4 protein-coding genes and 19 tRNA genes are annotated in these 13,535 nt (G+C 44.7%); 22 read left to right on the forward strand and 1 reads right to left on the reverse strand.

Translation table 11 applies throughout. The features are described 5' to 3' along the window. Nucleotides 1-191 precede the first annotated feature (191 nt). The 20 genes from COJ96_RS04225 (at nt 192) to COJ96_RS04320 (ending at nt 3,961) form a co-directional block, all read left to right on the forward strand. Nucleotides 192-267, forward strand: a tRNA-Thr gene (locus COJ96_RS04225). A gap of 21 nt (nt 268-288) precedes the next feature. Then, nucleotides 289-361 (forward strand) — tRNA-Lys (locus COJ96_RS04230). 38 nt (nt 362-399) lie between these two features. Then, nucleotides 400-481, forward strand: a tRNA-Leu gene (locus COJ96_RS04235). A gap of 39 nt (nt 482-520) precedes the next feature. After that, a tRNA-Gly gene (locus COJ96_RS04240) sits at nt 521-595 on the forward strand. Nucleotides 596-609: 14 nt separating this feature from the next. Continuing rightward, nucleotides 610-690 (forward strand) — tRNA-Leu (locus tag COJ96_RS04245). A 17-nt stretch (nt 691-707) separates the two neighbouring features. Next, nucleotides 708-781, forward strand: a tRNA-Arg gene (locus COJ96_RS04250). Between the two features lie 6 nt (nt 782-787). Further along, nucleotides 788-864 (forward strand) — tRNA-Pro (locus tag COJ96_RS04255). 17 nt (nt 865-881) lie between these two features. Continuing rightward, nucleotides 882-954, forward strand: a tRNA-Ala gene (locus COJ96_RS04260). 7 nt (nt 955-961) lie between these two features. Next, nucleotides 962-1,054: transfer RNA gene (locus tag COJ96_RS04265), tRNA-Ser, on the forward strand. A gap of 159 nt (nt 1,055-1,213) precedes the next feature. Then, a tRNA-Asp gene (locus COJ96_RS04270) sits at nt 1,214-1,287 on the forward strand. A gap of 46 nt (nt 1,288-1,333) precedes the next feature. Beyond that, nucleotides 1,334-1,406, forward strand: a tRNA-Phe gene (locus COJ96_RS04275). Nucleotides 1,407-1,419: 13 nt separating this feature from the next. Then, a tRNA-Trp gene (locus COJ96_RS04280) sits at nt 1,420-1,493 on the forward strand. 15 nt (nt 1,494-1,508) lie between these two features. Beyond that, nucleotides 1,509-1,584: transfer RNA gene (locus COJ96_RS04285), tRNA-His, on the forward strand. Nucleotides 1,585-1,600: 16 nt separating this feature from the next. Then, nucleotides 1,601-1,675: transfer RNA gene (locus COJ96_RS04290), tRNA-Gln, on the forward strand. 8 nt (nt 1,676-1,683) lie between these two features. Next, nucleotides 1,684-1,757: transfer RNA gene (locus COJ96_RS04295), tRNA-Cys, on the forward strand. Between the two features lie 11 nt (nt 1,758-1,768). Further along, nucleotides 1,769-1,842, forward strand: a tRNA-Gly gene (locus tag COJ96_RS04300). A gap of 9 nt (nt 1,843-1,851) precedes the next feature. Further along, nucleotides 1,852-1,925: transfer RNA gene (locus COJ96_RS04305), tRNA-Ile, on the forward strand. Between the two features lie 9 nt (nt 1,926-1,934). After that, nucleotides 1,935-2,009: transfer RNA gene (locus tag COJ96_RS04310), tRNA-Asn, on the forward strand. Between the two features lie 5 nt (nt 2,010-2,014). Beyond that, a tRNA-Arg gene (locus tag COJ96_RS04315) sits at nt 2,015-2,088 on the forward strand. 223 nt (nt 2,089-2,311) lie between these two features. Further along, nucleotides 2,312-3,961 (forward strand): catalase, encoded by a 1,650-nt coding sequence (locus COJ96_RS04320; protein ID WP_098571752.1) that lies wholly within the window; start codon nt 2,312-2,314, stop codon nt 3,959-3,961. A gap of 317 nt (nt 3,962-4,278) precedes the next feature. On the opposite strand, the gene katG is transcribed toward COJ96_RS04320, so the two are convergent. After that, entirely contained in the window at nt 4,279-6,495 is a 2,217-nt protein-coding gene (gene katG, locus COJ96_RS04325; protein WP_098571753.1) for a catalase/peroxidase HPI, read from the reverse strand. A gap of 981 nt (nt 6,496-7,476) precedes the next feature. Here katG and COJ96_RS04335 point away from each other — a divergent pair. Together COJ96_RS04335 and COJ96_RS04340 are read left to right on the forward strand one after the other, a co-directional pair. Next, nucleotides 7,477-10,218 (forward strand): PD-(D/E)XK nuclease family protein, encoded by a 2,742-nt coding sequence (locus tag COJ96_RS04335; RefSeq protein WP_180229973.1) that lies wholly within the window; start codon nt 7,477-7,479, stop codon nt 10,216-10,218. Then, nucleotides 10,215-13,460 (forward strand): UvrD-helicase domain-containing protein, encoded by a 3,246-nt coding sequence (locus tag COJ96_RS04340; RefSeq protein WP_098571756.1) that lies wholly within the window; start codon nt 10,215-10,217, stop codon nt 13,458-13,460. The genes COJ96_RS04335 and COJ96_RS04340 overlap by 4 nt, the downstream gene beginning before the upstream one ends. Nucleotides 13,461-13,535: the final 75 nt, after the last annotated feature.

The following is a 13,535-nucleotide window of genomic DNA, read 5'->3' on the forward strand; positions in this document are numbered from 1 at the left end:
CCCGTCATCCTCCACCATATTTATCTTTTATAGATTACGCCGGAGTAGCTCAATTGGTAGAGCACGACCGAATATGCTTCCTGAATGAACTTCAGCATACTGACCGAGCTGCTGCTTGGATAAGCTTTCTGAGGTCAGGATGACGGTAACAGTATCAGCGTGTTCAAACTTAATATTTTTCCAAACTATATGCCGGGGTAGCTCAATTGGTAGAGCAACTGACTTGTAATCAGTAGGTTGGGGGTTCAAGTCCTCTCGCCGGCACCATTTATTTTTTTTGCTTTTTTTGAGCCATTAGCTCAGTTGGTAGAGCATCTGACTTTTAATCAGAGGGTCGAAGGTTCGAGTCCTTCATGGCTCACTAGAGTTTTTTGCGAAAGCAAAAAAACTATCAATATTGCGGGTGTGGCGGAATTGGCAGACGCACCAGACTTAGGATCTGGCGCCGCAAGGCGTGGGGGTTCGACTCCCTTCACCCGCATCAAAGTTTTTTGCAAGAGCAATATAACTTACAACCTTTGCGGAAGTAGTTCAGTGGTAGAACACCACCTTGCCAAGGTGGGGGTCGCGGGTTCGAATCCCGTCTTCCGCTCCAACTTACGCCGGTGCGGCGGAACTGGCAGACGCACAGGACTTAAAATCCTGCGGTAGGTGACTACCTTACCGGTTCGATTCCGGTCCTCGACACCATTTAAATTAAATCATATGCGCCCTTAGCTCAGCTGGATAGAGTGTTTGACTACGAATCAAAAGGTCGGGAGTTCGAATCTCTCAGGGCGCACTTTAACGGGAAGTAGCTCAGCTTGGTAGAGCACTTGGTTTGGGACCAAGGGGTCGCAGGTTCGAATCCTGTCTTCCCGACCATGCTTCTAATAACAAATGGGGTCTTAGCTCAGCTGGGAGAGCGCCTGCTTTGCACGCAGGAGGTCAGGGGTTCGATCCCCCTAGACTCCACTTATTCGGAGGAATACCCAAGTTTGGCTGAAGGGATCGGTCTTGAAAACCGACAGGCGGGTCATACCGCGCGGGGGTTCGAATCCCTCTTCCTCCTCCATAACTCGTAATCTATTCTTATTGTCGCGGGGTGGAGCACGTTCGAATATGCTTCTTCGAATGATCTACAGCGCAACGATTGAGCCGCTGCTTGAATATGCTTTCTGAAATCAGGGCGGTCAGTATCAAATCGTGGAGCATGCTCCAAATTGAAAACTCTGGTCCGGTAGTTCAGTTGGTTAGAATGCCTGCCTGTCACGCAGGAGGTCGCGGGTTCGAGTCCCGTCCGGACCGTACTTTTATCCCCAGTAGGTAACTACTGTTGATATAGATTTTGTGTGGCTCAGTAGCTCAGTTGGTAGAGCAAAGGACTGAAAATCCTTGTGTCGGCGGTTCGATTCCGTCCTGAGCCACCTTTTTATATGGAGGGGTATAGTTTAAAGGTAGAACGAAGGTCTCCAAAACCTTTGGTGTGGGTTCAATTCCTACTACCCCTGCCAAATGATTCTATAATGGCGGTTGTGGCGAAGTGGTTAACGCATCGGATTGTGGTTCCGACATTCGTGGGTTCGATTCCCATCAGCCGCCCCATATATTTTATAAATATTGGGCTATAGCCAAGCGGTAAGGCATCGCACTTTGACTGCGACATGCGTTGGTTCAAATCCAGCTAGCCCAGCCATACATAAAGGCAGCATAGCCAAGTGGTAAGGCCGAGGTCTGCAAAACCTCTATCCCCGGTTCAAATCCGGGTGTTGCCTCCAATTTAATAAATGCGGGTGTAGTTTAGTGGTAAAACCTCAGCCTTCCAAGCTGATGTTGTGAGTTCGATTCTCATCACCCGTTCCACATAAATATGGGCCTATAGCTCAGCTGGTTAGAGCGCACGCCTGATAAGCGTGAGGTCGATGGTTCGAGTCCATTTAGGCCCATCATATTATTCCGCAGTAGCTCAGTGGTAGAGCTATCGGCTGTTAACCGATCGGTCGTAGGTTCGAGTCCTACCTGCGGAGCCATAAATGCGCCTTTAGCTCAGCTGGATAGAGCATACGCCTTCTAAGCGTAGGGTCAGAGGTTCGAATCCTCTAAGGCGCGTAAAAAAACAAAGTGAAAAACGCTTATCTAAGCGTTTTTTTTTGTGCACTTTTTTAACAACCCCCGCAATCACTTATGAAGAAATCTGGGTTATGTTGCTGGAATTGACTCGAACATTACCTTTAGTAGGTGTTTTTTACCTGCTTTTCCAGCATATCCTAAAGATGAATAAATTCCCTATCAAAAGGAAAAATAAGGATAACTTTTCTAGGGAGGACTTATTTTGACAGAGAACAAAAATGTGAATGCTTCAAATGAACAGGACGTAAATCGGGAAACGTTGACGACGCGCCAGGGCCATCCCGTGATAGATAACCAAAATATCCGTACTATTGGGAATCGTGGCCCAGCGACACTTGAGAATTACCATTTTATTGAGAAGATTTCCCATTTTGATCGGGAAGAGGTTCCAGAACGTGTGGTCCATGCACGAGGATCGGGAGCATTTGGTTATTTTGAAACCTACGGAAAAGTGGGCGATGAGCCGGTAGAAAAGTATACACGCGCGAAAGTGTTCTCTGGAGCAGGGAAAAAAACTCCGTTAATGGTGCGTTTCTCCACAGTAGCAGGTGGGAAAGATTCGCCGGAAACTGCACGTGATCCACGTGGTTTTGCGGTGAAAATGTATACGGAAGATGGGAACTGGGACCTAGTTGGGAATAATTTGAAAATTTTCTTTATCCGTGATGCGATGAAATTCCCTGATATGATTCACGCATTTAAAGCGGATCCAGCATCGAACGTCCCGAATCCACAGCGGATGTTTGACTTCGTTTCTCGTACACCTGAAGCAACGCATATGATTACATTCCTATTTTCTCCATGGGGGATTCCAGCAACATACCGCCATATGCAGGGCTCTGGTGTAAACACGTATAAATGGGTAAATGAAAAAGGCGAGGCGGTGTTGGTGAAGTATCACTGGGAGCCGAAGCAAGGAATTCGTAACCTAACACAAGAAGAGGCAAACTCGATTCAAGCGAAGAACGTTGGTCATGCGACACAAGATTTATATGAAGCGATTGAACGAGGAGAGTATCCAGAATGGGAGCTTTATGTTCAGATCATGACTGATGATTACCATCCCGAACTGGATTTTGACCCACTCGATGATACAAAGCTTTGGCCAGAGGATCAGTTCCCATGGTTACCGGTAGGCCGCATGGTCCTTGATCGGAATCCTGTTGATTTTCACGCGGAAATTGAGCAAGCTGCCTTTGGTACAGGGGTTCTGGTGGATGGAATGGATTTCTCTGACGATAAAATGCTTCAAGGGCGTACGTTCTCTTACTCGGATACGCAGCGCTATCGGGTAGGTGCGAACTATCTGAGTCTGCCGGTGAACGCACCGAAAGCACCTGTTCGCACAAATCAGCATCGCGGCCAAATGGATATTCGTAACCCGAAAGAATCGGGAGAAAACCCACATATTAACTATGAGCCATCGATGCTCGGCGGATATACGGAAACAAATAGTGATAACCGTGCACCTCACCAGCCAGTATATAACGCAGCAGCCATGAGTGCGCCGATTGATCGTCCAAACAACTACGGACAAGCGGGCCATACGTATCGAAGCTTGGACGATTGGGAGCGCGATGAATTAATCAAAAACCTGTCTGAAGCACTGGCAATATGCGACAAACGAATTCAAGATGCCATGATCCATCATTTCACCCAAGCCGATGAAGACTATGGCCGCCGTGTGAAGAAAGGGATGGAACAGGTAATGAAAGAAATCCAAGAAATGAGAACGGAAAATCAAGTTCCAGGCCGTGAATCGGGTAAATCGAAATTTGGTCAGGGAACCATTGCTGCCAACGAAGCAACAAAAGAGGCTGTACAGAAAGGGCACGAAGCGGGCCCATATTAATAATGATATTTCTGGTACTAATGATAAAAACCGCCGTCAAATCGACGGCGGTTTCTTCTATTTAATATAATGGATTATTGATTTCCAAATATAAGGGAAGCAATTCCGGCTAATTTGGAAAATACCTCTATTTCCTTAAAAATAAGGGGAGTATTTCCGCTTATATGATTCAAATCGTTGGGTTTTGTGTATATTTAAAGCTGTTAAGCGGAATATCTCCTGCTATTTTAGCTTTTTAGCCATCATTTTTATAATTAACCGGAAATTCTCCGCCTATGACTTCTTCTATCTACGCCAAATTCAACATAGCCTCTGGCTTACTTACCAGCAAATTGAGCTTTTTTCTGTTCAACCGCCTTCAAATCAAAGCGGTCGGCATTCATCACCTTAACCCATGCAGCGATAAAGTCACGGACAAACTTCTCTTTGTTATCATCTTGAGCATACACTTCTGCAATGGAACGGAGGACGGAGTTGGAACCAAACACGAGGTCCACTCGAGTCGCTGTCCGTTTCACTTCACCTGTTTTGCGATCACGTCCTTCATAAACGTTTGCTCCGACAGGCTTCCACGCCACACCCATATCAAGCAAGTTCACAAAAAAGTCATTCGTGAGTTGGCCAACTGAATTGGTGAATACGCCATGTGCCGTGCCGCCATAGTTGGTACCCAGTACACGCAGACCACCAATAAGAACAGTCATTTCCGGTGCAGTCAGGTTTAACAGTTGTGCTTTATCAATGAGCAGTTCTTCCGGACTTACACTGAACTGCTGCTTTTGATAGTTTCGGAAACCATCAGCAACAGGCTCGAGCACGTCAAAGCTTTCTGCATCTGTTTGTTCTTGGGCCGCATCACCGCGTCCAGGAGCAAACGGAACATTTACATTGAAGCCTGCCGCTTTGGCTGCCTTCTCGATGGCAGCACTACCGCCAAGGACAATCAAATCGGCCAAGCTGACTTCTTTTTCGAATTCCTTTTGAATGCCTTCCAGTACCTGAAGCACTTGTGCTAGTTGTTCCGGTTGATTCACTTCCCAATCCTTTTGTGGAGCAAGGCGGATGCGGGCACCATTGGCACCACCGCGATGGTCAGAGCCGCGATAGGTACTGGCAGAAGTCCAAGCCGTAGTTACTAGCTTGCTAACAGTTAATCCCGAGTCTAAGATTTTTGCTTTCAGCTCGGCAATATCCGCAGCTGTTAACTCATAATTACCAGCTGGTACAGGGTCCTGCCAGATGAAATCTTCTTCTGGAACTTCCGGACCGAGATATCTGGCTTTAGGACCCATGTCACGGTGTAACAATTTGAACCAAGCGCGGGCAAATGCATCGGCAAATTCATTCGGGTTCTCGAAAAAACGACGACCAATCTTCTCATAGATTGGATCATGACGTAACGCCATATCAGCCGTGGTCATCATTGTTGGCACTTTAATCGATGCATCTTCGGCATCTGGGGCAAGATGTTCTTCAGCAGGGTCGACAATCAGCCACTGCCATGCCCCTGCAGGACTCTTTGTCAGCCACCATTCATAGCCATATAATAGCTCAAAATAACCATTATCCCACTGTGTTGGGTTCGCGGTCCATGCACCTTCAATACCGCTCGTGATTGTGTCACGGCCTTTGCCGGAACCGTAGGAGTTGATCCAGCCTAAGCCTTGTGCTTCAATAGGAGCCGCTTCTGGCTCTCGACCAACATGAGAGGCATCACCTGCACCATGGGCCTTACCGAATGTGTGACCGCCTGCAATCAGGGCAACGGTTTCTTCATCGTTCATTCCCATACGGGCAAAGGTTTCACGAATGTCCTTGGCACTAGCCACCGGATCTGGTTTACCGTTTGGACCTTCCGGGTTTACATAGATAAGCCCCATTTGAACGGCCGCAAGTGGATTCTCCAGGTTACGATCACCTGTATAACGATTATCCCCAAGCCATTCCGTTTCCGTACCCCAATAAATATCTTCTTCCGGATGCCAAATATCGGCACGTCCTGCTCCAAAGCCAACTGTCGGTCCACCCATGTCTTCAATCGCGACATTACCGGCTAGGACAAGCAAGTCGGCCCATGAAATCTTGTTCCCATACTTTTGCTTGATTGGCCAAAGGAGTCGTCGGGCCTTATCCAGGCTTGCATTGTCAGGCCAGCTGTTAAGCGGTGCAAAACGCTGGTTGCCAGTTCCGCCGCCGCCTCGTCCATCCCCAGAACGGTAAGTACCGGCCGCGTGCCATGACATACGGATAAAGAAAGGACCATAATGGCCATAGTCAGCAGGCCACCAATCTTGACTGGTTGTCATGAGATCACGAAGATCTTGCTTCAGCGCAGGATAGTCTAACTTTTTAAATTCCTCTGTATAATCAAAGTCTTCACCCATTGGGTTTGATTTTCTGTCATGCTGACGGAGTATATTCAGGTTTAACGCGTTAGGCCACCATTCCCGATTAGTCGTACCACTTGATTTGACACTAGTCGCACCGCCGTGAAACGGGCAGCCCTCGATGTTGCCATTTTGTTTAGCATCCATATTTCTTATCTCTCCTTTTATGTAAATTTATTTATATATAATTATGTTTCTAGTAAAAAACTTAGACACATTAATTATAATAATTATTAAATAGTATTTATAATAATTATTATCTAGTTGTTATAATAAATTAGTGAAAATAAAAAGTCCAGAAAAATGTGGCTTAAAAAAAATTACAGTAACAAGAAGGTGGATCATGCTGTTGAAATGGAATACAGAATTTTGAAGTTTCATAGATGGATAGTGAGTAAAAAATAAGAAGAATCATTGGAAGATAGAATAGAAATGGATGAAAAAGATGTTTTCAGAATTTACTTATATTCTCATTATAATGAAGTATATTGTAAGTGGGCAAGTTATATGAGTACTTAAAGAGAAATCATCTTGGCGATACGTTCACAAAATTTAAATATTTATCAAGTGCCAGCATCCTATGTCCTTTGAAAAAAGTCATATAATGGAATTAATAGGTATTCGATATTCATAGAAATGGAGTTGGCAAGTTATGAAGGATATTGTCCAGAACAGGGAGTACATGAGGAATTGGCTATGGGTTCGCCCGGGAATTTTTACGGACAGGCAGCAAAGTTACGGATCAATGGGCAATCTCAGAAAATTGATCTAAGCGACTTGTGTGGAGGAAAGAAAGTAGAGGGACAGTCTCCTATTGTTATTTTATATAACCATAGAACTGTCTCTTTTTGTTTTTCTTTTATCGAGAAACAAACTAGAAATCTCTATTTTTTAATGTGTTAAATCTTATGCCTTATAATGAAACCTGCAGGAATGGAAGTATTTTATTATGGTTCAGATTAAAGCTATTAACATGTTATTAAAAGGGTGGGCTATTTTTGGTATACCTTTTTGTGTAAAATAAAGGAAGTATATAACAAGTTATTCTTTCTATTTTTTATCCTACAAAAACCTGATGACTTAAAAGAGAAAAAGTTTATGAACATAAAATACCAGGAGGGTACCATTTTGAAGATTACGCTAGGCTATTGGCTAGATTCGACCACGTATCCGGATGCACTTGGAGATCAAGAGGCATCAGTAGGTACCATAGTAACAGGCTTTAACGGCTTAATCGGCATTCTAGAAACACAGTTAGGTCTAACCGTACCGAATGTATCGGAAAACCTACGGATTGCAGAGTGGCAGGAACTTATTCGTAAACAGGATTCTGGTAAAAAGCTATTCTCAAAATCTTTTGAGACTGATTCTTGGAACACAGCGAAGGAATTGTTACGTCGCCGGGATGAGTTAGTGTTAGCTGGATGGAACCCTTTAGTACATGTTGGCGGGAGTGCATGGATCGATACACTGGCAAAGCTGGAGCTTGCTAATCCTAACCGTTTATGTGGTTTTCCTGATCGAGTCCGAGGTTTAATATCAAGGTTACAAGAGCAAGTGCAAGTACAAATCGAGAAAATCAATATTGTTGATGAAGATAAAACACTATGGGATCCCTGGTGCATTCAATTAATTGATTTATTAAGGGAAATAGGGGTAGAAACTCAGAATGTATCAACCATGTTTGAAAAAGAAATACAAAAGGATTCATATACTGACTTATCCCTTCTACAAAAGGTAATGGCAGGGGAAAAATTATCCGAAGTGGCGAAAGGGGATGGGAGCTTGCTCCTTATTCGTTCCGAACAGGAATGGGATGCTGCAGACTTTTTGATCAGCTGGCTGCAGCAAAACACCTCGGAAGATACGGTATTAATTAAGGGGGACGGGTCATTATTCCTTGATGAGCTTCTCAATAGGCGGGGAGTACCGGCAGCAGGAGTGGACGCTCTTTCAAAATGGCGTGCAGTTCTTCAAGTTTTACCGCTTACCATCGATACTTATTGGGAACCGTTAAGGGTGGATAGGATGCTCGAATTATTAACAATTCCAACCTCTCCTGTACCAGGAAAGATCAGGTATAAATTAGCCAAAGTATTAGCCGCAAATCCAGGAATTGGCGGGCCACTCTGGGTACAGGCAATTCTAGACGGAATAAATGCCTACGAGGAATTATGGACCGCAGAAGGTTTGGACGAACAGGAAGTGAAGAAACGGAGAAAAAACCTTGAAGCAAGGCTTGATTTGTGGGTGAATCATGACTATTATGACCCAACCGAAGGCATTCCCTTTGAACAACTAATGAATATTTGCCAAAAGGTTAGTCAATGGGCGGCATTGAACTATCATACAACAAACGACCTTATGTTTGTACAAGCCACACAATATGCCCAAGAGGTAATGGAAGGACTAAAATCCCTTGGGACAAAAAGGGTGACACGTTTGCAAGTAGGGCGCATCCTAGAATCTGTTTTAGGTGAAGGAGCCAAATTGTCCGGTTACACACAGGAAGCCGCCCAATGGCAAGTCGTCAATCATCCAGGGCAAATCTGGGGTAAGGCAGAAAACATCATTTGGTGGGGTTTTCATAAAAACATGTCAGGACCTAGTGTCAGAACTTGGACATCGAAAGAACGGGGATGGTTAAGGGAACATGGAGTCATCCTCCTTGAAGAGGACGTGGGGCGTCGAAGAGAAGCAGCTGCTTGGCAGCGGGCGGCACGTATGTCTGACAAAAGGCTGATTCTTTTTGCTCCTGCAAAAGTGAAAGGCAAAGAAATTTCTATTCACCCATTATGGGACGAAATACGCTATGCCATTGCAAAAGATCACAATACCGAGAAAAAAATTACCATTGAAGCGGCTGATATACGGAAACAATCAAGTTTCTCAATTCAGGGAATGGAATTTGAAAGAACTCCACTACAAGCAACCAAGATCGCAGACCCAATAAGAACTTGGAGGGTTCCTGAAAATATCGTCGTGCCTAGGGAAGTTGAATCTGCAACCAGTTTCGAAGGATTAATCGGTTGTCCTTTAAAATGGACCTTTACATATGTTGCGAATGTGAAACCTGGTAAGATACTTTCTTTACCACATGAATCCATTATGCTTGGAAATCTAGGACATGTGATATTGGAAAACCTTATTACTGAAAAAACCGATTGGAACGAGGAAGAAGTACGTATACGAACGGGGGACTTGTTTGATCAGTTGACACCGAGGCTGGCTGCGACACTACTAGAGCCGCAAAATGGAATTCTTCGCAGTGAAACTCGATTTAAACTGCAGAAATCCTTGCAGAAATTTTTTAAAGTGTTGAATCAAGCTGGGATTACCATCCAAGATACCGAAATAGAATTACAGAAAACATGGAGTGACGGAGTTGAGTTCGGCGGCAGATTGGACCTTATCGGAGAAACCGCATCAGGGAACAAGATTTTGTTTGATGCGAAATGGTCGAAAAAACCAAGTAATTACAAAGTTCGCTTGGAAAACTTATCGGTACAATTAACTCTTTATCATTGGCTCTTAGCCGGGGATGACAATCAAGAACTTCCTGTTGCCTACTTTATGCTGCGCAGCGGTGATTTCTTCAGTTTGCCGCATGGGGATTTCCCTTCTGACTACCACGTAGCGGGTCCATCACTTTTGGAGTCTCATCAAGTGTTACGTCAATCTGTGCAAGATATTTGGTCACAGCTCTTAACAGGGACGATTATCGCCCCAGGTGTTCCTTCCAAAGGGAATACGGACAAGAGAACGGAAGATGTCCAGGAGTTGAGTGATTCATTTGTATCAACGATAGACCCGCCATGTGCCTATTGCGAATATCAGAATCTTTGTGGTTTTAGGAGGGTGAGGAAATGAGCGGAAAGTTAAAGCTGTTAAGTGCTGGGGCTGGTGCGGGCAAGACCTCCCGTTTATCGGACGAAATTTTAAAATCCATTCAAAATGGAGTGCCGGCAGAAAATATTATGGCCACCACATTTACAACGAAAGCAGCGGAAGAACTCATTGAGCGTGTTCGTCTCAAGTTGCTAGAATCGGGCGATAGCACATCTGCTGCAAGAATTCTGGATGGGTATGTTGGTACTATGAATAGTGTATTTGGAAGGCTGTTACGGGAATTTGCCCTTGAAATGGGGTTATCACCTGTACAAAAAGTGTTGGCAGAATCAGAAGCTAGTTCACTTTTTCACACCATTGCAGCAGAAGTCATTGATAAATACTACCGGGACTATCGCCAGGTTTTCATTCGTCTCGGGTTAGAGGATTGGCGTGGTCATGTACTTAAGATCTTATCACTAGCTCGTGAGAATGGATTGGAACCAGAGGATGTTCAAAACTGTGCCGTCTATTCATGGGAAATCATGTCAGCATGGCTGCCCGGGACATTGTCCAATCCTGATCAGCTGGAGGAAGATTTAAAGGCAGCCTTACGGGTGGCAAAATCAGAACTGCCTGGTGGAGATTCAACGAAGGCTACTGCACAGGTTGTTGAGGATATTGATTCGGCGCTCAAGGAATGGGAACACAATGGCTTCATTTCTTGGCAGCTATGGGCAAAATTAAGCAAGTTAAAACCTGGAGCGAAAAGCCGAGATGCAGTCTCACCGATTCATGCAGCTGCTTCCGTGCATGATCGTCATCCAAGGCTTCATCAAGACATGAAAGACGCAATGGATGCCCTTTTTTCTTGTGCGGCAGAGGCAATGGAAACCTATGCGGTGGAAAAGAGCAAACGCGGATTAATCGATTTTACTGACCAAGAGGCATTAGCCCTTACTTTATTGAAAAACGAACAACATGCCGAAGTGTTAAAAGACCGGATCTCCGATGTATTCGTCGATGAGGTTCAGGACTCGAGCCCATTACAAATCGCTTTAAACATGCAGCTTCGTGGGATTGCCCAAAGAGCAACATGGGTCGGAGATGTAAAACAGGCAATCTATGGCTTTCGAGGAACAGACCCCGAGTTGATGCAGACGGCAATGACAAGCATTCCTGATTTAGCCATTGAAGTATTGGATGCCTCCTATCGCTCTCGTCAATCATTAGTTGAATTCGTCAATGCGATTTTTGTACCAGTTTTTGAAGCTAGAGGTATGACAGCGGAGCGAATTGCATTAGATCCAAAGCGGGCTGACAAACAAGAGCAGGCCATGGCAGTTGAAACGTGGTCTTACTTGAATTCGAAAAATCAGCTAACCGATGCTGCACATATCGCAAAAGGAGTAAAAACGGTCTTAGCTCAAAAAGATAAATATATCATAGTGGATAAAATATCCCGTGAACCACGACCTTTAAAAGCAGGAGATATCGCGATTCTTTGCAGAGCGAATGATGAGTGCGTGAGGGTGGCAGAAGCACTCTCCAAGCTGGGTATTGCCGCAACCGTAGGTGAAAGTGGATTACTAGCTACTCCAGAAGTGGTGTTCGCCGCGGCCGCCCTACGTTATTTAGTCGACCCTAACGATACATTGGCGCTTGCAGAATTAATCCACTTTTCTTCAGACACTTGGGGTGAAGGGCGCTGGTTATCCGGCTGGCTTGATCAGGAGAATCGAGAAGAGATCATGTCTGCGGAGCCATTCATCCAAGCCTTGGACCATGCAAGAGGAAAAATGGTTCAAATGAGTCCTTCTGAAGTATTGGATTTAGCATTAGTATCAGCAAAAGTGGATGAAGTCGTATTAAGATGGGGACAAGGTGATCAACGTCTAGCGAACTTAGATGCCCTTCGGAAAATTGCGGTAAAGTATGAGGAGACGGCCGCAACCAATGGAAGCGCGGCCACAACAAGTGGATTTCTTTTATTCTTAAATACTGTCGAAAAGGACAAAGAATTGAACCTTGTGGCAGAATCGACTGATGATCAGGCAGTTCGGGTATTAACCTATCATAAGGCAAAAGGATTAGAGTGGCCTTTTGTCATCCTGAATTCATTAGAAAGATCGGCTGTGGGTAAGAAAAAACCGCCTGTATTTGACCGGGTGACAGCCGTTAGTACAACGGGCTTTAATGTAGAAAATCCACTTCATGGACGCAGGCTTTATTATTGGCCTTGGCCATACGGAGCACAATCAAGTAATGTCAGTTTAGATACTTATGTACAAGCTGCAGCTGAACTTCAACAGAGGGTCCAGCAACTAACCGATGAAAATCAAAGGTTGATGTATGTAGGAATGACAAGGGCCAGAGATTACCTTGTGCTAACAGCTCGTGATTTTTCAAAGGTAGGTTGGATGGATGAATTGACCGATGGGGCTGGTAACCAGGTCATCCAGAACCTTGGGATTGCAGAAGCTGATCAAGAGGATGCTTCCCTAGATAATCAAGTGGGGAAAATTGTAGTTAAAGGTAAGCCATTTGCTTGTAAGGTACGTGTGTTATCAATTGATGAGGATACAGAACGAACCGCTGAATCTGAATCAACTGGACATTCTGAAATTGTCTATGTCGGTAAAAAGGTAGAAACTTCGCCATTTGTTCCTGCACGCTTTAGCCCAAGCGGACAAAAGAGTGAGGAAGCAATAAACTTCCAACAGCAGCCTGAACTGGAATCTAGTGGTTCAAAACTTCATCGCATTGGCAATCGTCTTCCGCTTTCAGGAAACCCGGATATGACCGTGCTTGGAGAAATGGTCCATGCCTTTTTAGCTGCTGATAACCATGGCAATTCCAACGACAATAGATTCCGAATGGCACAAGCCATGAGAAACAGGTATGATATTCACGCACTAACAGAAGATGCCATGCTTGAGGCATCGGACCGGTTGGAGCTATTTATTACAGAACAATACCCTAATCTTCTTTCTAGACACAACGAATGGCCAATTCACTTGCGGAAAGGACAGCAGAGGGCTTCCGGCTGGATTGATTTGTTGATCCTTACACCACAGGGATGGGTCATTATCGACCACAAATCATTTCCTGGAAAAGAAGCGGACTGGCTTTCACGTGCTGCAAGTTACCTACCTCAGCTTCAAACGTATGCAGAGGCATTATATAAAGCAACTGGAAGTCCCGTTGTAGAAGCATGGATCCATATGCCGGTAGTAGGGGCGATGGTTCACTTTCAGGAAGAAGAATTGAAATCAAAAGCATAAAAATTTTAGAAAAGCAGCCTTTCCCCATCCAAATTTTGATGGGGAAAGATTGGTTTTCAAGTAAAATATCGGAGG

The organism is Bacillus sp. AFS073361 (genome assembly GCF_002567005.1).
GTDB lineage: Bacteria > Bacillota > Bacilli > Bacillales > Cytobacillaceae > Neobacillus.

Bases quoted from the DNA above. Each gene is read 5' to 3' on its own strand.
- katG (WP_098571753.1), bottom strand. From the start codon at position 6,495: ATGGATGCTAAACAAAATGGCAACATCGAGGGCTGCCCGTTTCACGGC.
- COJ96_RS04340 (WP_098571756.1), top strand. From the start codon at position 10,215: ATGAGCGGAAAGTTAAAGCTGTTAAGTGCTGGGGCTGGTGCGGGCAAG.